The following is a 20,654-nucleotide window of genomic DNA, read 5'->3' on the forward strand; positions in this document are numbered from 1 at the left end:
CGGGGCATGGAGCTTGAGGTCAGGCACCTGCGCGCGCTGTGCGCCATCGCCGACGCCGGCAGTCTGCACAAGGCCGCCCGGCAACTCGGCGTGAGCCAGCCCTCGTTGACGACGCAGTTGCGCCGCATCGAACGGGCCCTGGACGGCGAGCTGTTCCTGCGCGAGCGGACCGGCTGTCGGCCCACCCCTTTCGGCCGCACCGTCCTCGGCAGGGCCCGGCCGCTTCTCGCCGACATGGCCGCCCTGGTGGCCGAGGCCCGCGCGCAGGCCCACGGGCCGCGGCTGCGCATCGGTTCGACGGCCAGCCGGGCGCTGCCGGGGTGGCTGCGGCGCCTCCACCGGCGGCTGCCGGCCACCGAGACCTCCCTCCTGGTGGACGTCTCGGCGAACGCGCTGCTCAGGATGGTCGCCGCTGGGCAGCTGGACGTGGCGTTCGTGCACGAGGTGGAGGGCAGTCCGCTGAGGGTCCCCGAGGGGCTCCAGACGCACGTCCTGATGGAGCGGGAGCCGCAGTTCGTCTCGATGCCCAGGGACCACCCCGCCGCGAGACAGGAGATCGTGTCCTTACGGGACCTGGCCGCGGACCGCTGGGCGGTGGATCCGTCGGTCGACGGTGAATGGGACGGCCTGCGCAGGGTCTTCGCCGGAGCCGGGCTCGACCCGCCGGTGCTGCACACCGACTACCACACGGCGACCTCGCTGATCATCTCCGGCGAGGCGGTCGCGCCCTGCCAGCCGACCTCCGGGCCGCGCGAGGACATGGCGATAAGGCCGCTGTGCGGGGACCCCCTGGCCGTGCGGCTGCTCCTGGCGACCCGCCCGGGCGCGCACGCCGAGGTGTACGAGGACCTCCGCGCGGCCTACCGCGAGGCCGCCCTGCGCACGCCCCCGTACCGGGCGTGGCTCCACCACCACGCGAGCCCCCTGCTGGAGGCGGCCTGACCCGGCCCCGCGCGGGTCAACTCCGTTCGCGGGCGCGGCCGTAGGCCAGTGAGAGGACACCCTGCCCCAGCAGGAGGGCACCCGCCGCGGCCCACGCCGGGCTCCGCCGCCGGGCCGCCCACAGCAGGAGCGGAGCCCCCGCCGCGACCTGCGCCGCGCCCAGCCGCCGGGCCTTCGGACCGCGGATCCACGGGCCGAGCGGGCCCGCCTCCACCGCGTCGCGTCGGGCCCGCAGGGCGTCGCGCCGGCCCGACCACTCCAGCGCTTCGGCGCCCGCCGCCATCCGGGCCGATTCCCTCAGCCGGTCGGCCGGTTCGCCCGGCGTCAGGCCGGGCGGCAGGGCCAGTCCCGCGCGGGTCAGCAGCGCGGTCAGCCCGCGCAACCGGGCCGGGCCGTCCGCGCCGGGCCCGGAGCCGGGGCGGGTGAGCCGCTCCAGCTCCTCCAGGTCGAGTACGGGATCCAGACCGAGCCGTGCCGCCAGGGTGCGCATCGCGCCGGGATCACCGGACGCCCGACCGGCGGCGTCCCACTCCTGGACGACGGTCCGCCGGAAGCCGCCGGCCAGCGAGAATCCGGCCCGGCCGCCTTCCCACCACAGGCCCAGCACCGGCCGGTCGGTGCCGACGGCGATCGCCGCACCCCAGTCGGCGAACACCTCGGCCGCACTCTCCGCGCCCGTCAGCCACGGCTTCTCCTCGGGCACGAGCACGGTCCACGTGCCGGCCGGGGCGAGCAGCAGGCGTACGCGCAGCAGGTGCGCGGGGGAGCGGACGGCGAGGGGCTCGGTACGGCAGAGGAGCATCCCGCCGGTCGGGGGCCTGGAAATTGACATGCTCACACACTAAGGCAAATCGCCCCAAATGGCGGATTGCGACACGAGGCTTGACTTCCCACGACCGCGATATATCGTGTTCTGAGAAGACGCGATATGTTGCGTGCGTCGAGCCTGTCCGTGAGCGCACGAGGAGGATCAGCACCATGTCAGAGCAGTCGTCCCAGCCGTCGCGGTCGACGTGGCACATCGCCGAACCGCAGAAGCTCACCTTCGAGGAGCCGGTGACCGAGCTCCGTGTACGCGTCGTCAGCGGAACGGTGAACGTCGTCGCGGCCGAGGAGGGCCCGGCCCGCCTTGAGGTGACCGAGGTCGAGGGACCACCCCTGTATGTCGTGCAGGAGGGCGGCACCCTCACCGTCTCCTACGAGGACGTGCCCTGGAACGGCTCCCAGGGCCTCAAGCAGTGGTTCGAGGACAAGCCCTGGAAGGCCTGGTCGGGCTCCTCCTCGTCAGGCCGCAAGCTCTGGGAGCGCCGCGCGGCGGTCACCCTCACCCTGCCCGCCGCCACGCGCGTCCACGTCGCCACCGTCGACGCCGCCGCCTTCGTGTCCGGCATCTCCGCCGAAACGGACGTCAAGGGTGTCTCCGGCGACGCCACGCTGGTCGGACTGTCCGGCCGGGTCAAGGCGCACACCGTCTCCGGCAGCGTGGAGGCCCAGTCCGTCACCGGCGACCTCGGCTTCCATTCGGTCTCCGGCGGCCTGACCGTCGTCGACGGCGCGGGCGTGAGCGTGCGCGCCGACTCGGTCAGCGGCGACATGCTGATCGACCTGGACCCCGCTCCGGACGCGGAGCGCCCGGTGGACATCGCCCTGAACTCCGTCTCCGGCCAGGTCGCCATCCGCCTCCCGCACCCCGCCGACGCACGCGTCGAGGCCAACACCGCCACCGGCGGCGTCTCTAACGCCTTCGAGGACCTGCGGGTCTCCGGCCAACTCGGCACCAAGCGGATCACCGGCACGCTCGGCTCCGGCGCCGGCACCCTGCGGGCGACCACGGTCTCCGGCGGCATCGCCCTGCTGCGCCGCCCGCAGGCCGACCCCGATGCCCCCGCGCCGCTCGCGTCCGACAAGAAGGTGCTCTGACATGCCGCCCGTCTTCGCCCACGGCCGCCTCCGCCTCTACCTCCTCAAGCTGCTGGACGAGGCCCCGCGCCACGGCTACGAGGTGATCCGCCTGCTGGAGGAGCGCTTCCAGGGCCTCTACGCCCCCTCTGCGGGCACGGTCTACCCGCGCCTGTCCAAGCTGCAGGCGGAGGGCCTGGTCACGCATGCCACCGAGGGCGGGCGCAAGGTGTACTCCATCACCGAGTCGGGCCGCGCCGAACTGGCCGACCGCAGCGGCGAACTGGCCGACCTGGAGCTGGAGATCCGCGACTCGGTCACCGAACTGGCCGCCGAGATCCGCAGCGACGTCCGGGGCGCGGCGGGCGAACTGCGGCGCGAGATGCGGGCGGCGGCCTCGGCGTCGGCGACCAGGGTGGGCGAGGACGATTCCTGGGTGGCGGCCAAGGAGGAGCTGCGCAAGGCGCGGCAGGAGTGGAAGGAGCAGGCCCGCCGGGCCAAGGACGAGAGCCGCCGGGCCCGCGAGGAGGCACAGACGGCCCGCCGCCAGGCCAAGGAGGCCCAGGACCGCGCCCGCGAGGAGGTCCAGCGCATCGCCGGCCAGCTCCAGGAGCAGTTCGCCAGGTCAGGCGGCGTCCTGGGCAGCCTGGCCGGCGCGTGGCTCGGTGGCGGCGGCACGCCGACCGCACCCCCGGCCGATGCCGCCGGTGCGGGGGCGGACCGGGCCTCGGGCTGGGCCGCGGACCTGGTGCCGACCGGGGACCCCGCCCGTGACCTGGACCGGCTGCTGGACCGCTTCCGCGACGAGGTGCGGGACGCGGCGCGGGACCGCGGGGTGTCCGCGGCCCAGGTGGCCGAGGCCCGCGGCCATCTCGCGGCCGCCGCCGCCCGGCTGGCAACCGCGTTCGGCCCCAGGCCGTAACGCGCCCGCCGCCGCCCCCGTCCCGGGCCCCGCGCCTCGGACGCCGACAGGGCCGGATGGTGCCCGGCCGGTCCGCCGGGAGGGCGCCCGAGGAGATCCGGCGCCCGCCCTCCCGGCCCCGCCCGCGCCTGGACGTGACCCGGCGGAACGGCGGCCGCCGGGTCACGCCCAGTTCCGTCCGCCGCCACCGGGGCCATCACGCCGCGAGGCGCGTCTCGGCGGTGGCGTAGGTGATGCCGTGGTCCGTCAGGACCTCGGAGACCGTGCCGGGGCGGGAGAGCAGGGCCAGCAGCAGGTGCAGGGTGCCGATGTGTCCGTCCTTGCGGCCCAGTGCGATGCGCAGCGACTGTTCCAGGACCTTCTTCGAGCCCTCGGTGAAGGGGACGTGGCGGCTGCCGCCGCGGTCGTCCGGCTCGGCACGGCCCAGGACCGAGCGGAGCGAGGCGCCCAGCGTCCGGCGGCGTGCCGCGGGGGCCGCGAGAACGCCTTCGCCGTGCGCCTCCTCGATGCGGGAGACGATCTCGGTGAGGTCGATGCCGAGTCCGGCCAGCGCCTCCTCGTCGGCCCTGGACATGCCGCCCCGGCGGCGGGCCGCCGCGAGGTCGGCGGTCACCGCCTCGCGGTCCACACCGAGGGGGTCCAGGGCGCCCAGGGCCAGCAGGGACAGCAGCAGGTGTTCCTCGGTGACGGTGGCGGCCCGGGCCTGGCGGGCCTCGGCCACCGCCCCGGTCACGGTCGAACGGGCGTCACGGCTGAAGCGTTCGAACATCAGAGCCTCCCGTATTTCTTGTGCACGGCCTGCCGGCTCACGCCGAGCTCGGCCGCGATCTCCTGCCAGGACCAGCCCTGCGCGCGGGCACTGCGCACCTGGACGGCCTCCAGCTGCTCCAGCAGCCTGCGGAGGGCGGCCACGGCACGCAGGCCCACGCGCGGGTCCCGGTCACCGGCCCGCTCGGCGAGATCAGTGGCTTCGGTCATGCACGTCAATCTAGGTTGACACGGGAGGGGTGTCAACCCTGGTTGACGTCAGGGTGGTCAGGGCTTGAGGACGATCTTGCCGAAGAGGTCGCCCGCCGCGAGCTTCTCGAAGCCCTCGCGCGCCCGGTCCAGCGGCAGCACCTCGTCGATCACCGGCCGCAGCCCGGTGGCGGCGCAGAAGGCGAGGAGGTCCTCCAGCTCGTCCTTCGAGCCCATCGTCGAGCCGACCACCTTCAGCTCCAGGAAGAAGATCCGGGTCAGCTCGGCGTGCGCCGGGCGGTCGCCGCTGGTGGCGCCGGAGATCACCAGGGTGCCGCCGGGGCGCAGGGACTTCACCGAGTGGGACCAGGTGGCGGCGCCCACGGTCTCGATCACCGCGTCCACCCGCTGCGGCAGCCGGGCACCCGGCTCGAACGCCTCCACCGCCCCCAGCTCCACGGCCCGCTTGCGCTTGGCCTCGTCGCGGCTGGTGGCGAAGACCCGCAGGCCCGCCGCCTTGCCGAGGGCGATCGCGGCGGTCGCGACACCACCGCCGGCGCCCTGGACCAGGACGGAGTCGCCGGGGCGGACCCCGGCGTTGGTGAACAGCATCCGGTACGCGGTCAGCCAGGCCGTCGGAAGGCAGGCGGCCTCCTCGAAGGACAGCTCGGCGGGCTTGCGCAGGACGTTCCAGGCGGGGACGGTGACCTGCTCGGCGAAGGTCCCCTGGTAGCGCTCGGTCAGGATCGAGCGGGGCTCGTCCGGGCCGACCCCGTGGCCGCTCTGGCCGATCACGGAGTGCAGGACGACCTCGTTGCCGTCCTGGTCGATCCCGGCCGCGTCGCAGCCGAGGATCATAGGGAGGCTCTCCTCGCCGAGGCCCACCCCGCGCAGCGACCACAGGTCGTGGTGGTTGAGGGAGGCGGCCTTGACGTTCACGGTCACCCAGCCGGGGCGGGCCCGAGGGGCGGGGCGGTCGCCCAGCACAAGGCCGTTCAGCGGCTGGTCACGGTCGATTCGGGCGGCATAGGCAGCGAACATGCGGCGACGCTACCGCTCGGTAGGTCCCGGTTCCAGACCCCCCGCGACCGCACGGGTGAGGCCTTCGTCGCACCCGGCCCGGTCCGGGGGACGGCGGACCGAGCCCGTCGCGGCGGTGCGGGTCCAGCCGGGTCCGCCCGTCGCGGCACCGCGCGAGCGGCGCACGCACGCGAAGAGGCCCGGCCGGAGCGGGTCCGGTCGGGCCTCTTCGCGTCCTGCTCGGGTCCCTCGGTCAGGCCAGGCGGGCCACGCCGTCGGCCTTGGCCGCGGCGGCGACGGCCGCGGCCACGGCCTCCGCGACGCGCTCGTCGAACGGCGAGGGGATCACGTAGTCGGCGGCGAGCTCGTCACCGACGACACCGGCGATGGCGTCGGCGGCGGCGATCTTCATGCCCTCGGTGATCCGGGTGGCGCGCACCTTGAAGGCACCCGCGAAGATGCCCGGGAAGGCCAGCACGTTGTTGATCTGGTTCGGGAAGTCCGAACGGCCCGTGGCCACGACCGCCGCGTACTTGTGCGCGACGTCCGGGTGGACCTCCGGGTTCGGGTTGGCCATGGCGAAGACGAACGCGTCCTTCGCCATGGTGGCCACCGCCTCCTCGGCGACGGAGCCGCCGGAGACGCCGATGAACACGTCCGCGCCGGCGAGCGCCTGCTCCAGCGAGCCGGTCTGGCCCGTCCTGTTGGTCAGGCCGGCGATCTCCGCCTTGACGTCCGTCAGGTCGGAGCGGTCCGCGGACACGACGCCCTTGCGGTCGGTGACGCAGACGTCGCCGATGCCCGCGTCCACCAGGATCTTGGCGATGGCGATGCCCGCCGCGCCCGCGCCCGCGATCACGGCGCGCAGGTCGCCGAGGGTGCGACCCGTGAGCTTGGCGGCGTTGCGCAGTGCGGCCAGCGTCACGATGGCCGTGCCGTGCTGGTCGTCGTGGAAGATCGGGATGTCCAGCGCCTCCTGGAGGCGCCGCTCGATCTCGAAGCAGCGGGGGGCGGAGATGTCCTCCAGGTTCACCCCGCCGAAGGACGGCGCCAGACGGATGACCGTCTCGACGATCTCGTCCGTGTCCTTGGTGGCGAGTGCGATCGGGACCGCGTCGACACCGCCGAACTGCTTGAAGAGGATGGCCTTGCCCTCCATCACGGGGAGGGAGGCTTCCGGGCCGATGTCACCGAGGCCGAGCACGGCCGTACCGTCGGTGACGACGGCGACCACGTTGGACTTCCAGGTGTACTCGTTCACCAGCTCCGGCTGCTCGGCGATGGCGGTGCACACCTTCGCCACGCCCGGGGTGTACGCCAGGGACAGGTCGTCCTTGTCGTTCACCGGAACCGTGGCCTGGATGGCCATCTTGCCGCCCCGGTGCAGTGCGAACACCGCGTCCGGGTTGTTGTCCGTCGCACTGTCGCTGCGAGGGTTGACGATCTCCGCTGCCACTTCGTGTGACCCCTTAATTCCTTATGTTCGTTGAGGGTGGCCACTCCTGGTTAAGGGGTGGGCGGGCACCGCGTCCGTACTCCGCATCGACGGTTGGCCCGTCTCCGCGAAGGGGAGGTTCGTACGCGCGGGCGCGCCGCACGCGCGCCCTGAGCCCCGGATGAGGGGTGTAAGGATCTGTTCTACCCGAAGAACACTCGCTCAGACGAGTCGATTCCGGCTCAACCGTAGGTCAACTGCCCGCCTTTTGGTGAAAAGTCCAAACCTTCGCGTCCGGTGGGCGAGACACTCCGGAGAAACTGCGCCCAAAAGGCCTGGTCACGGCAGTATCTGCGGCCTCGAACCGCCTTGCCCGCAGTCCTGTTGGCCTACCCGGGTCGCCCGTTATGCGATTTTGACCTGACGGGCAGCCTGAATGTCTCAGTCCGAATGGCAAGATGCCGTAATCACACAAGGTCGCGACACTCGATGGTGCGTGTCCGACCGTTTTTCGATGCTTTTCCACCCCTGTCGGAGGAACGAAGCCATGACCGCAAGCACCACCCGTCGTACGACCGCCGCCCGGTCCCGGATCGCCGCGGTCGGCGCGATCGCGGTCGCCGGCGCCCTGATCCTCACCGGCTGTGGCGACCAGACCGACAAGGCGACGTCGACCCCGTCGGGTGCGGCGAACAACAGCAGCGCGCCGCTCTTCTCGAAGCTCCCGAAGAAGATCCAGGACGCCGGTGTGATCAAGGTCGGCACCGATGCGACCTACGCGCCGATGGAGTTCACCGAGGGCGGCAAGATCGTCGGTGTCGACCCCGACATCGCGGCGGCCCTGAGCAAGCAGCTCGGCGTTCAGTTCAAGTTCGAGTCGGGCACCTTCGACACGCTGATCGGCAGCATGCAGACCGGCCGCAGCGACCTGGTCATGTCCTCCCTCACCGACACCAAGGCCCGCCAGGAGGGCCTGGACGACAAGGGCGCCAAGACCGGTGCGGGCGTCGACTTCGTCGACTACTTCTCCGCCTCGACCGGCATCCTGGTCAAGAAGGGCAACCCGCAGGGCATCAAGACCCTCGACGACCTGTGCGGCAAGACGGTCGCCGTCCAGCGCGGCACCACGTACGAGGAGTCCGCGAAGACCCAGGCCGAGAAGTGCAAGACGGACGGCAAGGGCGAGCTCAAGGTCGAGTCCTTCCCGACCGACGCCGAGGCCCAGACCCGCGTGAAGGCCGGTGGCGCCGCCGCCGACCTGAACGACTCCCCGGTCGCCGCGTACATCGCGCAGACCGCCGGCGGCGGCAACGACTTCGAGGCCATCGCCAACCCGACCGACGCCGGTCTCTTCGGCATCGCGGTGGACAAGAAGAACACCGAGCTGCGTGACGCGCTCAAGGAAGCCCTCGACGCGATCATCAAGGACGGCACCTACAAGGCCGCCCTGGACAAGTGGAACGCCGGTTCCGGCGCCGTGACCGAGGCCAAGATCAACGCCGGTTCCTGACCTCCGCGTACCACCGCAGCACACTGAAGGGCAGTCACTGTGACTGACAAGCTCGACAAGGACCCGGGTCCGGCGGACACCCCGCCGGCCGGTTCCGTCCCCCCCGAGGCGATCCGTGCCATCCCGGTCCGCCACTACGGCCGCTGGATCAGTGCCGTGGTCGTCATCGGTCTGGTCGTGGCGCTCATCATCGCCTTCTCCCAGGGCAACGTGCGCTGGGCGACCGTGCCGGAGAAGCTGTTCGACCCCTCGATCCTGCGAGGAGTCGTCAACACGATCTGGATCAGCGTCACCGCCATGGCCCTGGGTCTGGCGCTCGGCGTCCTCTTCGCCGTCATGCGCCTGTCGAAGAACCCGGTGACCAGCACCATCGCCTGGTTCTACATCTGGCTCTTCCGCGGTACCCCCGTGTACGTCCAGCTCCTCATCTGGTTCAACCTCGCCCTGATCTTCCCGATCCTGAACCTCGGGTTCTACAAGGACGAGATGACCCAGGTCATGACGCCGTTCCTGGCCGCGCTGCTGGGCCTCGGCCTCAACGAGGGCGCGTACATGGCGGAGATCGTCCGCGCCGGCATCCAGTCGGTCGACGAGGGCCAGACCGAGGCCTCGCACGCGCTGGGCATGACCCGGACGCAGACCATGCGCCGTGTCGTCCTGCCGCAGGCCATGCGGGTGATCGTGCCTCCGACGGGCAACGAGTTCATCAACATGCTCAAGACGTCGTCGCTCGTCGTCGCCGTGCAGTACTTCGACCTGCTGCGCGCCGCGCAGGACATCGCCTCGACCTCGTTCGCGGTCATGGAGATGTTCTTCGTCGCCTCGATCTGGTACCTCGCACTGACCAGCGTGTTCAGCGTCGGCCAGTACTACCTGGAGCGCCGCTACGCCCGTGGCGCGCTGCGCACCCTGCCGCCCACGCCGCTGCAGAAGATCAAGGCGAAGCTGTCCAGCTTCTCGAACAGCAAGGCGGTGGCCTGATGACTGCCATGGTGAAGGCCGAGGGCGTCCACAAGTCCTACGGTGCGGCGCACATCCTCAAGGGCATCGACCTGGAGGTCGCCCCGCGTGAGGTCTTCTGCCTGGTCGGCCCGTCCGGCTCCGGCAAGTCGACCTTCCTGCGGTGCATCAACCACCTGGAGCAGATCAACGCCGGACGGCTGTACGTCGACGGGGAGCTCGTCGGCTACCGCCAGAAGGGCGACAAGCTCTACGAGCTGAAGGACAGCGAGGTCGCGGCCCAGCGCCGGGACATCGGCATGGTCTTCCAGCGCTTCAACCTCTTCCCGCACATGACGGCCATAGAGAACGTCATGGAAGCGCCGGTCATGGTGAAGGGCGAGTCCAAGGCGGTGGCCCGCGAGCGCGCCGTCCGCCTCCTGGACCGGGTGGGCCTCGGCGAGAAGGGCGGGAACTACCCCTCCCAGCTCTCCGGCGGCCAGCAGCAGCGCGTGGCGATCGCCCGCGCGCTCGCCATGGAGCCGAAGCTGATGCTCTTCGACGAGCCCACTTCCGCCCTGGACCCGGAGCTGGTCGGCGACGTCCTGGACGTCATGCGCGACCTCGCCGAGTCGGGCATGACCATGATCGTGGTCACCCACGAGATGGGCTTCGCCCGCGAGGTGGGCGACAACCTCGTCTTCATGGACGGCGGCGTCGTGGTCGAGTCGGGTCACCCGCGCGAGGTACTGGGCAACCCCCAGCACGAGCGCACCAAGGCCTTCCTCTCCAAGGTGCTGTAGCCGGCGGCGCAGGCCGCCGCACGCGGACACGGCCGAGGGGCGGTACGGATTCCCGTACCGCCCCTCGGCCGTGCCGCACCCTGTTCCCGTTCCCGGTCCCGTTGATTCCCTACTTCAGACCCAGGACCAGCGCGTCGGACGGCGAGCACCAGACGGTACGGGCCTCCGCGAATCCGGCGGCGCGCAGGGCCTCGGCGTGCCAGGCCGCGGAGGGGGTGTCGCCGTCGGCGTGCTCGCCGTAGATCTCGAAGCGCCGTGCGGTGGGCTCGGCCAGCGCCGGGTCGGCGGCGGCCAGGGCCCACCACTCGCGCCAGTCCACCGCCCCGGCCGCCTTGGCCCGGTCCATGCCGGCGTGCCGGTGGGCGCGCTCGGCGGCGTTGATGCGCGGGGTGGCCGGGTCGGGCATGTGGTCGGCGTTCATGAACGCCCCGCCGGGGACCAGAAGCTGGGCGAGCCGGCCGTACAGCACGGCCAGGTCATCGCTGTGCAGCCAGTGCAGGGCGGTGGCGGTCAGGATGACGTCGTAGTCGCCGTGGGGGAGGGCCGAGCACCAGTCGGGGTCCTTGAGGTCGGCGGTCACGAACGAGACCCGCTTGTCCCCGCAGAAGTGGCCGCGGGCGATGGTCAACAGCGCGGGGTCGAGATCGACGCCCGTACTGGTGGCTTCCGGGAACCGCTTGAGGACGCGGTCCGTAATACTTCCCGTACCGCATGCGAGATCCAGCACCCGGGGGGTGGGGCCCACCAGTGCCTCGACCATGTCCAGCATCACCCGGAACCGCTCCTCGCGGTCGGGCATGTACCACTCCTGCTGGCGGTCCCAGCTGTCCTGCCAGGCCTGCCAGTCGGTACCGGTCCGCCCCGCGCCGGCCGTGTCCGCCGTGTCCGTCGTATCCGCCATCCCGAACCCCTCCCTACGTAATACCCTCGAAGACGTCTCAGCTGTTACGAGACATTAATCCGCAGCCGTAAGGACTACAAGTGGAACTGGCCCATTACTCGGACTTCGCCGTGCGCCTGGTCAACACCGAGGAGCCGGCCCGCAACAAGGACGCCCTCACTTCGGTGGACGCCGTCCGCGCCCTGTTCGGCGCCAGCCAGCAGATGGCGCGCCGCGTCACGGACACCGACATCACCCGCTTCCGCAACGTGCGCGGCCGGCTGCGGGCCGTCTTCGAGGCCGCCGACGGCGGCGACCACGTCCTCGCGGTCGACCTGCTGAACTCGCTGCTCATGGAGTTCCCCGTCAGCCCCCAGGTCTCCGGCCACGAGACCCTGGACGACGACGGCCGTCCCGACTGGCACATCCACCTCGCCGAGCACCCCTCGAACGCCTCGGCCGGCTACGCCGCCATGGCCGCCATGGGTCTGGCCTTCGCCCTCACCGAGCACGGCCCCGACCGCCTGGGGGTGTGCCAGGCCGCGCCCTGCCGCAACGCCTACCTCGACACCTCCACCAACCGCTCCCGGCGCTACTGCTCCGACCGCTGTGCCACGCGGGCGAACGTGGCCGCCTACCGTGCCCGCAAGCGGCTGGAGGCCGAGGCGTCGGCCCGCAGCACGCGCAGCGACGAGGCCGCCCAGGACAACCGGGCCCTCAGCGAGCGCTGATCCTTCTCGCGCGGCCGGAACCGCAGGACCGCCGTCGCCAGCACCAGTTCGTCGGGCACCGGCCCGTAGACGGTGCTGTCGCCGGACTCGTTGAAGGGGTTGTCGCCCAGCACCCACCAGGCACGCCCCGGCCGCCGCTCCACCGCGCGCTTGACCACGAGCAGGTCCTGCTGGAACGGGTGGCGCAGCACCACGATGTCACCCGGCCGGACGGCGGCCCCGTACCGGACCACGAGCCGGTCCCCGTCCAGCAGTGTGGGCACCATCGACGGTCCCGTCACCTCCACCACCTCGAACCGCTTGCGCGGGCGGGCGCTCTCCACCATGCGTGTCCTCCTCCTCACTCCCGCACGGCCCCGTACATTCGCTCACCGGTCCGGCCGCGACCCTGGACTTTTGTCCTAAGCCCATGGGGGCGCCCGCGAAATCCCGTTCTCCAGCGAGTAATGTCCCCCTTGAGAAGACGATCACGAGGAGGACAAACTCCATGCTTTCCCGCCTCTTCGCCCCCAAGGCGAAGGTCTCCGCCCACTGCGACCTGCCGTGCGGCGTGTACGACCCTGCCCAGGCCCGCATCGAGGCCGAGTCCGTCAAGGCCGTGCAGGAGAAGTACCAGGCCAACGACGACGCCGACTTCCGCGCGCGCGCCATCACCATCAAGGAGCAGCGCGCCGAGCTCGCCAAGCACCACGTCTCGGTGCTGTGGAGCGACTACTTCAAGCCGCCGCACTTCGAGAAGTACCCGCAGCTGCACACCCTGGTCAACGACACCCTCAAGGCCCTCTCGGCCGCCAAGGCGTCGAACGACCCGGCGACCGGCCAGAAGGCCCTCGACCTCATCGCCGAGATCGACCGCATCTTCTGGGAGACCAAGGCCGCCTGAGCCTGGTGCCCGAAGGACGACGACGGCCCGACCGCATCACGCGGTCGGGCCGCTGTCATGTGTTCGCCCTTGTTAAGTGGTGAACAACTCCCCATGGGTGTATTGATCAATAAAGGATGCCTCTTCGTGAAATAGCGGGCTAAGTGGACAGTTGATGGACTCGAATCAGCCAGAGAGCGGCGTCCTTTGGTCAGTTGCCAGCGGGGGGCCCGCCTGGCCCGATTCGGTAGATGTGCCATGCATATGATCAGGCCCGTAAGCGCCTGACCTGCATACATCGCCGTATCCGGTCGGGTGGCAGGAAGCATGACCCGGGGGGAAGTCATGTCGGAAGACGCTGACGACGTGCTGGAAATAGGCCTGCTGGGGCCGCTGGAGGTTCGCTTCCGCGGAGCACCTCTTTCGATCACCGCGCCGAGGCTCATGGCCGCCCTGGGGGCTTTGCTGCTACAGGCCGGCAACGTGGTGCCGCTGCATCACCTGGTCGAATGCATCTGGGAGGACGAACCGCCGTCCGATCCCGCCAACCAGGTCGCAGCGTGCATGTCCATGCTGCGCAGGGCGTTCCGAAAGGCGGGCTGCACCAGAGAACTCGTGGTGACGCAGCTGCCCGGGTACGTGTTTCCTCTGGCAGGGGTGCGCCTGGACACCCACACCGTCCGCGACCTCAGGCTCGTCGCCCAGCAGCGCATGGCCGAGAACGAGCCGGAGGCGGCCCTGACCGCCCTCGAACAGGCCCTCGCGCTGTGGCGCGGGCCCGTCCTCTCCGGTATGGACCGCCGTGTGTGGCAGCCGGAGGTGCACCGCTGGAACGAGGAACAAGCGGCGATCCGCATCGCGTGTGCCGAGATCCAGCTCGAGCTCGGTCGCTACGAGGACCTCATCGCGAGCCTGTCGGCCTTCATCCGGCAGCATCCCCTGTTGGAGAAGCCCCGCGGCATCCTCATGACGGCCCTCCACCGGTCCGGACGGCAGGCGGACGCCCTGCGCCTGTACCGCAGTACGGCCGACCTGCTCAGAGAAGAGCTCGGTGTGGAGCCAGGGGCTGATCTCCAGGCGCTCCACCAGCGGGTCCTTCTCGGGGACACCGGCGTCCGAGCCCCCGACCCGACCGGCCGCCCGACGCCGGCAGGGCGGCCGGGGCCGACCGCACCGGCGGGACCCACCCCGCCGGCGGGACCGGCCGCACCCGCGGGGCGTCCCGTACCGGCCCAGTTGCCAGGCGACCTCGTGGAGTTCACCGGCCGGCAGCAGGAACTCCGTACTCTCGCGGCAGCCCTGACCAGGAGCGCGACCTCCGTTCCCGTCGTCGCGGTCGTAGGCGCGGGTGGTACGGGGAAGACCGCGCTGGCCGTGCACGCCGCCCACGACCTGCGGCCGGCCTTCCCCGACGGGCAGCTCTACGTCAACCTCCACGGCATGGGCGAATCCGCCGTGGAGCCGGACAAGGCGCTGGCCCTGTTCCTGCGCGAACTCGGTTTCCAGGGGCCGCTTCCCGAAACCCTCGACGAGCGCGCTGCGGTGTTCCGCAGCCTGGCCGCACACCGCCGCATGCTCATCGTCCTCGACGACGCGAGCGACACCCGGCAAGTGCTGCCGCTTCTTCCCGGAACGCCCAGCTGCGCGGTCATCGTCACCAGCCGGATGCGACTGGCCACCGTCCCCAGCACGTGCACGCTCGAGCTGGAGGTACTGGACGAGGGCCAGGCGCTGGAGCTGCTGGCCGGCCTGGTGGGCTCCGCTCGGCTGCAGGAGGAGCCGGACACCGCTCTGGAATTGATCCGCTACTGCGGGATGCTGCCCCTTGCCCTGCGCATCGTCGGCGCGAAACTGGCGGCCAAGCCGCACTGGTCGCTGCGCAAGGCCGCATCCCGGCTGGCCGACGAACGGCGCCGGCTGAACGAACTGTCGCACGAGAACCTCGAGGTCAGGGCATGCCTCGAACTGTCGTACAAGGGGATCAGCGCTCCCGCTCGGACCCTGTTCAGGCGGCTGTCCCTGGTGAGCGCGTCCGACTTCGCCGAATGGGTCTGCTCTCCCCTGGTCGACCTGCCGCTCACCGAGGCGCAGGACTTGCTGGAGGAGCTGCTGGACACGCGCCTTCTGGACGTGACCACGCCCGCCGGAGCCGCTCAGCCGCGCTACAGGATGCACGACCTGGTCTGGCTGTACGCGGTCGCCCTGGCGGACGAGATGGAGCCGGGCGAGGAGCGTGCGTCGGCACTGCACCGGGTCGGCACCGTTGCCCTGGCCATCGCGGACGATGCGCACCGCGCCGTGTGCGGTGGGGACTTCGCCACGGTGCACAGCCTCATCCCCCGGCCCCGGGCAGCACCCGAGGCACTCGAGACGGTCGGCCACCCATGGCTGCGGTGGTACGAGGAGGACCGGCCGACGCTCACCGCCCTGTGCCAAAAACTCGCGGTCGAGGGGCACGAGGAACTGGCATGGGACCTGGCGGCCACCTGCCGCTGCCTGTTCAGCCTGAGGTTCCATTTCGACGACTGGAAAGCGACCCACGAGGTCGCCCTGGCGGCCGCGGAACGGCACGGCAACGAACGGGGCGCGGCCGCGATGCTGTTGGGCCTCGGAGACCTGCACCTGACCAAACGGCAGTACGGCGAGGCGGTTCCGCTGCTGGCCAGGTCCCAGGAGCTCTTCGAGAAGGTCGGTGACCGGTACGGCTTCGCCCTGGCCCTTCGCAAGTCCGCGTGCGCGGACCGCGTCCAAGGACGTTTCGTGCAGGCCCTGCAAAGCTGGGAGAAGGCCATGCGGACGCTGCGCGAGGTCGGCGACATCGAGGTCCAGGCACAGGTCCTGCGGTGGACCGGGCAGACGCTGCTCGAACTGGGCCGGCCGGACGAAGCCGCCTCCTTCCTCCTCGAGGCCGCGGAGCTCGTCACGTCGTTCGGCGGACGGAGCGCGCCGCAGGTGCGGCTGAGCCTGGGGGACCTTCACCTGGCACAGGGCAAGCCGGACCTGGCGGCGGCGGAGTTCGCCCGGGGGTTCGCGCAAACGCAGGAGAACGGTGATCTCAGCGGCCACTGCTACGCACTGTGGGGTCTGGGCTGGACCGACGTCCTGCAAGGGCGGCTCTCGCAGGCCCAGGAGCGGTTGCACGCGGGCCTCGAACTCGCCCGTGCGATCCACGACCCCTTGATGGCGGCGCAGATCCTGCTCGCGACGGCCGAGGTCGAGAAGCGCAAGGGCGACCTCGAGGCGGCCGGTGCGATTTTGCGGGAGGGCGCGCAGATGTGCCTGCTGATGGGTGCGCCCGCCCGCCTCGACCTGTTCAACGGAGCCATCGCCGAGCTGGCCCGCGCTTCGCGATAGGGCTACAGGAGTGGCAGCCGGAACGTGTACGTGTTCGATCCCTCGCGGAGGCGGAGTACGGCGGCGGGCCGGGGGGCCGGGGTCACCTGGAGGGTCCGCTCGTCGCTCCAGCTCCGCAGGCGGAACTCGCCGTCGCCGACGTGGTCCAGCCCGCAGAAGAGCCGCCCGGCCAGAAGCAGCACCGGAGATCCCCGCCGGACGGCGATCTCCGCGTCGATGTCCGCGCCGCTCGCCCCGGACTGGACCCGGTGCCCGGCGCACTCCCAGTTGGAGAACAGCTCGGGCAGCTTGAAGCGGGAGCGGTACCGCTGTGCCTCGCCGGCCGACAGAGGGACCTCGGGGCGGTGCAGCAGAGCGCGCGGGCCGGACGCCCCGGCACGGAGGCGGGCGGGGAACAGCAGCTCGGTCTCGGGGGTGTGGAAGACGTCGACGATGAGATGGACGAGGTCGGCGGCATCGCGGTTGACGATCGTGTGGCTGCGCCAGGACGCCGCGAACCACAGGGTGCCCGGATCCCACGGGTGCTGCTCTCCGACGAAGAGACAGCGGGCCAGCGGCCCTCCGGCGATCGGGAGGTGGAGGCGGCAGAACCCCCAGGGCGGCCCGATCTTCGGCGCCCGCATGTCCCTGGCCTCGGTCCCGGGAGCGGCCGCCCACAGCCGGGCCCCCCGCACGGGCGCGGGCAGGCCGTCCAGAATGTCGCCGAAGTAGGGCAGCTGACGCAGCCAGGGAGTGTCGCGGAAGCTCCCGATGCCGGGACCGCCCGTGGACGTACGGCAAGGGTCGCCGTCGGGGCTGCGCAGGGGCAGGACCCTGCGTCCGTTGGCCACGCTGAAGGCGTTCCCGGAGGCGGCCACGAACCGCGCGAGCTCCCCGGCCATGCGCTCCACGTCGTACCGGGGCCGCAGCCGCACCGCGTTGGGGAACGCCCTGCCCTGCGGGTCGAAGACGTGCTGGTCGATCGTCACACCGTCATCCGAATTGGTCGTAGGCGAGCTTGACGACCATGCCCGCGACGGCGATCAGCAGTACCGCACGGACGAATCCGGATCCGCGGCTCAGAGCGGTCCTGGCGCCGAGGGCGGCACCGGCGATGTTGCAGACCGCCATCCCCGCGGCGAGGGTCCACAGCACCTGCCCTTGCGCGGCGAAGACGCACAACGCGCCCAGGTTGGTGCCCACGTTCACCACCTTGGCCAACGCAGAGCTCTGCAGGAACTCGAGGGAGAGAAGCCCGGTGAACGCGAGGATCAGGAAGGTGCCGGTACCCGGGCCGAACACACCGTCGTAGAAGCCGATCCCGCACCCTGCCAACGCGATCACCAGGATGCGCTTGCGCCGGCTGACGCTGTCCGCCCCCTCGACCGCTCCGAAGGTCGGGCGCATGCTCACGAAGACCGCCACGCCGACGAGCAGCGCCATGACCACGGGCCGGAACCAGTCCTTGGGCACCATGGACGCGGACAACGCCCCGAATCCGGCCGCCGGCACGGCCAACATCGCCGCTGGCAGGGCGACCGACCGGGGAAGCTTCGTCCGCCGGGCGTAGGTGACGGCCGCCACGGTGGTGCCCGCGATGGCCGTCGCCTTGTTGGTGCCCAGCGCCACCGCGGGGGGAAGCTGGGGGAAGGCCAGGAGCAGGGCCGGGATCAGGATCAGGCCGCCGCCTCCCACCACCGCATCGACCCAGCCGGCCGCTCCCGCTACGGCCAAGAGGCCGGCGACATCGATAAAGTCCACGATTTCTTCCTGGTTCCTGGTTCCCGTTCGGCCTCGCGATGCCTGCGGCGCTCAGAAGACGCCGGCGATCTGAGCCAGCTCCGGAACGACGCGCCGGCCGTGCATCATGTGCTCCGCCCAGCGGGGGGTGGCGCGCAGCGAGTAGCACCGTCGCAGCCATCGGTCCGCGCCGTCGTAGCGGGGAGTGAACGAGGAGCGGCCGTGCGCTGCGATGTTGTTGTCGACCAGGACGAGGTCTCCGCGATCCAGGACGATGTCGCGGCACACGGTTTCCAGGGCGGCCGACAGCGCTTCGAGGGCCGCCTTGCCCTCGGCGTCGCCGGCGGTGGTGTTGTGCGAGTTGAACCGCATGAACGACTGGCCCTCTCGGCCGAACAGGACCGGGTGGGGGCCGGCTGTCGGACGGGGACCGGGGATGTTCCGCGCGAACGAGGTCGGGTAGGCGCTCTGGAAGCGCGGGGTGCGCAGGACCTGGCGCTGCTCCTCGGTGAGGAGGGTTTCCGCCTCGCGGACGGACGCCACCCGGGTGGCCGCCACGCCCTCGTGGTCCTGTCGCAGGCAGAGCAGACCGAGGAAGTCGGGCCGCAGCGGGTGGTGCACGTTCTCCGTGTGGAAGTCGAAGGCCACCGACCCGCTGTTCTCGATGCGGGTTTCCTCGCCCCGTACGGGGTGGACGTCGTGGATCAGGGCGCCGTTCTTCTCGTCCTGGTAGCCGATGAGCGATCCCACGAGGTCGGCGACGAGCGCCATGGTGCCCGAGGTGCCGTGACCGTCCAGCAGGTGTGAGCCGTGCCCGGTGGGCGTGGGGGGCAGGTCCCCGATCTCGAGCCCGCGGAGCAGAAGGTACCCCGTATGCGAGGTTCCCCCCGCGAAACCCATGAGCGGATCCCGCACGCTTGCGGGTATGTCGAGCAGCATGTCGGCCAGCTGCGGGGTCGACGCCGCCGGAAGGGCTGCGGCCCGCACGGACAGCTCCCACATCGTCCGGCTGTCCTCGGCGGACACCTGGACCTCGGACTGCTTCAACACCGTCAGTTCCATCGGATGCTCCTTTTACGAAGAGCCGGCGACCCCCGAGTCGCCTGCTTGCTGAACCGACCGTAGAAGGAAGCGATGTCCCCTCGGTGTCAAAGCTCTGTCATCTGCCTGTCCTTGACAGGCCGACGAGGACACCCTTAATTTCGACCAGCCGATCTTGCGACTTCCCCCTCATGTAAGGAGCCTTCTTTTGCATGCCCCGGCCGACGGCAGCAAAGAACGCGAGCATGTCTCGGACCGTGCGTTCAGGATTCTCGGAGCAATGCGCAGCCTAGGGAACGGACCTCATTCCCTCCACTCCATCATCAGCCACACCAAATTAAGCCGTTCCACCGTGCAGCGGCTGATTCAATCAGCCATGCGGAACGATGTGGTATGGCAGCCGAGGCACGGCTACTACGCGCTCACCGCGTTTCAGGAAAGGAACGCGTTCTTTCCCCGGCAGTGGATTCCGGCATCGGCGGCCGGGCGCCATGTCCTCGGCGTCCTCTCCGAACAGACCGGACACACCGCCGCTCTGCATGCCGCGGTCTTGACCGACGTTCCGGTGCAGGTCTGCGTCAGTTGTCTGGACGGTCCGAGCGGCTTGTCGCAGAGGACACTGCTCGGAGTGCCGAGGCCCTTGGGCGAGGACGCCGCCGGACTGGCGATCCTCGCCCACCTCCGGCTGCCCCACCCCGAACCGGAGGAGCGGTACGCCGTCCGATTCCGCGGATGGGCCGTTTCGCCCGGGCCGGTACCGGGATCGCGGATGACCGCCGTGCCGCTGCTCCGCTTCGGGCTGCCCGTCGGGGCGCTGAGCATCACAGCCGGAGCGGAAGAGGACGGCAACGGGATACCGTCCTACGTTCCGGCGCTGAAGCGGGCGGCGCTTTCGCTTGCCGATCTGTCCGCCCGCTCCCTCGCGCCTGCAGCGGATCAGTAGACGTAGCGCGCCCAGCCCTGTCCGGGCACGTACACTTCGTGCCCCTTGCGGTTGACGTACGCGAATCCACAGCTGACGCTGGCCGTTCCGGTACCGGTGATGGCCGAACCGGTCCGCTGGGACTTCACGCCGTTTTCTGCTATGCACTCCGCCCAGGCGCGCACCTGGCGATTGCACGGATTGCTGGAGACGCGAACCGTCACCGAGTCGCGCGAGGCGGTCGCGTTCGCGCTGGTGATGCAACTCGGGTCCGCGCCGGCCGTGGAGGTGAGCGCGGGAAGTCCGCTGAACACGGCGGCGACGGCCAGCCCGAAAACGGCCTTCTTCACGGGGTTGCGAGCGATTTTCATCACGCCTGCTTTCATCTGCCGAGAACGGAGCGGAATTGCTCCTGCGTCGGAATGCAAGCGGGTCGTCACGATGAAGGTCAATGCGGTGAGTCGAATAGGTCAGCAGGTGACCCAAACGAAACCGAAAGCATGGTGGCGTATCCCTGGAAGGCCTGCGGAATGACGCCGACGACCGGACGCGTGTCCCGTGCGGGCCGGACGGCACCTGGTCGCGGCCCCGGGGTGCGACCCGGTCCCGATCGCGGGCTCTCCGTCCCGCCCCTGCCGCAGGCAACTTTTCGGCCATCCCCGAGACGTGCGGACCGAGGCTCGAAACCGCTCCGCATCGCCCGCCCGGGATGGGTTGA

At 70.7% G+C, this 20,654-nt stretch carries 21 protein-coding genes; 10 read left to right on the forward strand and 11 right to left on the reverse strand.

The window, feature by feature from the left end; translation table 11 throughout:
• Positions 1-6: 6 nt before the first annotated feature.
• Positions 7-942 (forward strand): LysR family transcriptional regulator, encoded by a 936-nt coding sequence (locus tag ACZ6JS_RS01475; RefSeq protein ID WP_469295047.1) that lies wholly within the window; start codon positions 7-9, stop codon positions 940-942.
• A gap of 16 nt (positions 943-958) precedes the next feature.
• Here the strand turns inward: ACZ6JS_RS01475 and ACZ6JS_RS01480 are convergent, their stop codons facing one another.
• On the reverse strand, positions 959-1,768 hold the full coding sequence (locus ACZ6JS_RS01480; RefSeq protein WP_469295527.1) for a hypothetical protein: 810 nt from the start codon (positions 1,766-1,768) through the stop codon (positions 959-961).
• Between the two features lie 152 nt (positions 1,769-1,920).
• On the opposite strand from ACZ6JS_RS01480, the gene ACZ6JS_RS01485 reads away from it, so the two are divergent.
• Both ACZ6JS_RS01485 and ACZ6JS_RS01490 read left to right on the forward strand, forming a co-directional pair.
• Positions 1,921-2,862, forward strand: a complete 942-nt coding sequence (locus tag ACZ6JS_RS01485) for a DUF4097 family beta strand repeat-containing protein (protein ID WP_469295048.1) — start codon at positions 1,921-1,923, stop codon at positions 2,860-2,862.
• 1 nt (position 2,863) lies between these two features.
• On the forward strand, positions 2,864-3,763 hold the full coding sequence (locus tag ACZ6JS_RS01490) for a helix-turn-helix transcriptional regulator (protein ID WP_469295049.1): 900 nt from the start codon (positions 2,864-2,866) through the stop codon (positions 3,761-3,763).
• 196 nt (positions 3,764-3,959) lie between these two features.
• Here ACZ6JS_RS01490 and ACZ6JS_RS01495 read toward each other — a convergent pair whose 3' ends face one another.
• From ACZ6JS_RS01495 to ACZ6JS_RS01510, 4 genes are all read right to left on the reverse strand, one after another.
• Entirely contained in the window at positions 3,960-4,532 is a 573-nt protein-coding gene (locus ACZ6JS_RS01495; protein WP_469295050.1) for a Clp protease N-terminal domain-containing protein, read from the reverse strand.
• Complete coding sequence (locus ACZ6JS_RS01500) at positions 4,532-4,741, reverse strand: helix-turn-helix domain-containing protein (protein WP_030013034.1); 210 nt, start codon at positions 4,739-4,741, stop codon at positions 4,532-4,534. The genes ACZ6JS_RS01495 and ACZ6JS_RS01500 overlap by 1 nt, the downstream gene beginning before the upstream one ends.
• A 57-nt stretch (positions 4,742-4,798) precedes the next feature.
• A complete protein-coding gene (locus ACZ6JS_RS01505; protein WP_469295051.1) occupies positions 4,799-5,761 on the reverse strand; it encodes a zinc-binding dehydrogenase in 963 nt (320 codons plus the stop codon).
• A gap of 232 nt (positions 5,762-5,993) precedes the next feature.
• Positions 5,994-7,196, reverse strand: coding sequence for an NAD(P)-dependent malic enzyme (locus ACZ6JS_RS01510; RefSeq protein ID WP_469295053.1), 1,203 nt, complete (start codon positions 7,194-7,196; stop codon positions 5,994-5,996).
• A 526-nt stretch (positions 7,197-7,722) separates the two neighbouring features.
• Here ACZ6JS_RS01510 and ACZ6JS_RS01515 point away from each other — a divergent pair.
• From ACZ6JS_RS01515 to ACZ6JS_RS01525, 3 genes are read left to right on the forward strand one after another with little or no spacing between them, the layout of a single operon-like run.
• On the forward strand, positions 7,723-8,685 hold the full coding sequence (locus ACZ6JS_RS01515) for an ABC transporter substrate-binding protein (protein ID WP_469295055.1): 963 nt from the start codon (positions 7,723-7,725) through the stop codon (positions 8,683-8,685).
• A 39-nt stretch (positions 8,686-8,724) separates the two neighbouring features.
• Positions 8,725-9,666, forward strand: a complete 942-nt coding sequence (locus ACZ6JS_RS01520; RefSeq protein WP_381823521.1) for an amino acid ABC transporter permease — start codon at positions 8,725-8,727, stop codon at positions 9,664-9,666.
• Positions 9,666-10,427, forward strand: a complete 762-nt coding sequence (locus tag ACZ6JS_RS01525; RefSeq protein ID WP_469295057.1) for an amino acid ABC transporter ATP-binding protein — start codon at positions 9,666-9,668, stop codon at positions 10,425-10,427. The genes ACZ6JS_RS01520 and ACZ6JS_RS01525 overlap by 1 nt, the downstream gene beginning before the upstream one ends.
• A gap of 109 nt (positions 10,428-10,536) precedes the next feature.
• Here ACZ6JS_RS01525 and ACZ6JS_RS01530 read toward each other — a convergent pair whose 3' ends face one another.
• Positions 10,537-11,328 (reverse strand): class I SAM-dependent methyltransferase, encoded by a 792-nt coding sequence (locus tag ACZ6JS_RS01530; RefSeq protein WP_469295059.1) that lies wholly within the window; start codon positions 11,326-11,328, stop codon positions 10,537-10,539.
• 80 nt (positions 11,329-11,408) lie between these two features.
• On the opposite strand from ACZ6JS_RS01530, the gene ACZ6JS_RS01535 reads away from it, so the two are divergent.
• Entirely contained in the window at positions 11,409-12,038 is a 630-nt protein-coding gene (locus ACZ6JS_RS01535; RefSeq protein ID WP_469295060.1) for a CGNR zinc finger domain-containing protein, read from the forward strand.
• Here ACZ6JS_RS01535 and sodX read toward each other — a convergent pair.
• Positions 11,942-12,364, reverse strand: a complete 423-nt coding sequence (gene sodX, locus ACZ6JS_RS01540; protein WP_469295061.1) for a nickel-type superoxide dismutase maturation protease — start codon at positions 12,362-12,364, stop codon at positions 11,942-11,944. The two genes, ACZ6JS_RS01535 and sodX, sit on opposite strands and share 97 nt — an antisense overlap.
• 161 nt (positions 12,365-12,525) lie before the next feature.
• Here sodX and sodN point away from each other — a divergent pair, with 161 nt between their 5' ends.
• Both sodN and ACZ6JS_RS01550 read left to right on the forward strand, forming a co-directional pair.
• Complete coding sequence (gene sodN, locus ACZ6JS_RS01545; protein ID WP_030036761.1) at positions 12,526-12,921, forward strand: superoxide dismutase, Ni; 396 nt, start codon at positions 12,526-12,528, stop codon at positions 12,919-12,921.
• Between the two features lie 324 nt (positions 12,922-13,245).
• Positions 13,246-16,254, forward strand: a complete 3,009-nt coding sequence (locus tag ACZ6JS_RS01550; RefSeq protein WP_469295062.1) for an AfsR/SARP family transcriptional regulator — start codon at positions 13,246-13,248, stop codon at positions 16,252-16,254.
• Between the two features lie 2 nt (positions 16,255-16,256).
• On the opposite strand, the gene ACZ6JS_RS01555 is transcribed toward ACZ6JS_RS01550, so the two are convergent.
• From ACZ6JS_RS01555 to ACZ6JS_RS01565, 3 genes are read right to left on the reverse strand one after another with little or no spacing between them, the layout of a single operon-like run.
• Positions 16,257-17,222, reverse strand: coding sequence for a hypothetical protein (locus tag ACZ6JS_RS01555; protein ID WP_469295063.1), 966 nt, complete (start codon positions 17,220-17,222; stop codon positions 16,257-16,259).
• 4 nt (positions 17,223-17,226) lie between these two features.
• Positions 17,227-17,994, reverse strand: coding sequence for a TSUP family transporter (locus ACZ6JS_RS01560; RefSeq protein WP_469295064.1), 768 nt, complete (start codon positions 17,992-17,994; stop codon positions 17,227-17,229).
• A gap of 51 nt (positions 17,995-18,045) precedes the next feature.
• Positions 18,046-19,035: a TauD/TfdA family dioxygenase gene (locus ACZ6JS_RS01565; RefSeq protein WP_469295065.1), complete on the reverse strand. Its 990-nt coding sequence runs from the start codon at positions 19,033-19,035 to the stop codon at positions 18,046-18,048.
• Positions 19,036-19,222: 187 nt separating this feature from the next.
• Here ACZ6JS_RS01565 and ACZ6JS_RS01570 point away from each other — a divergent pair, with 187 nt between their 5' ends.
• The gene (locus ACZ6JS_RS01570) at positions 19,223-19,957 is read left to right on the forward strand and encodes an IclR family transcriptional regulator (RefSeq protein WP_469295066.1); all 735 of its coding nucleotides are present in this window, start codon (positions 19,223-19,225) and stop codon (positions 19,955-19,957) included.
• Here ACZ6JS_RS01570 and ACZ6JS_RS01575 read toward each other — a convergent pair.
• On the reverse strand, positions 19,951-20,388 hold the full coding sequence (locus tag ACZ6JS_RS01575; protein ID WP_469295067.1) for a hypothetical protein: 438 nt from the start codon (positions 20,386-20,388) through the stop codon (positions 19,951-19,953). The genes ACZ6JS_RS01570 and ACZ6JS_RS01575 overlap by 7 nt on opposite strands.
• Positions 20,389-20,654 lie beyond the last annotated feature (266 nt).

Source organism: Streptomyces sp. NPDC046349, from assembly GCF_055587885.1.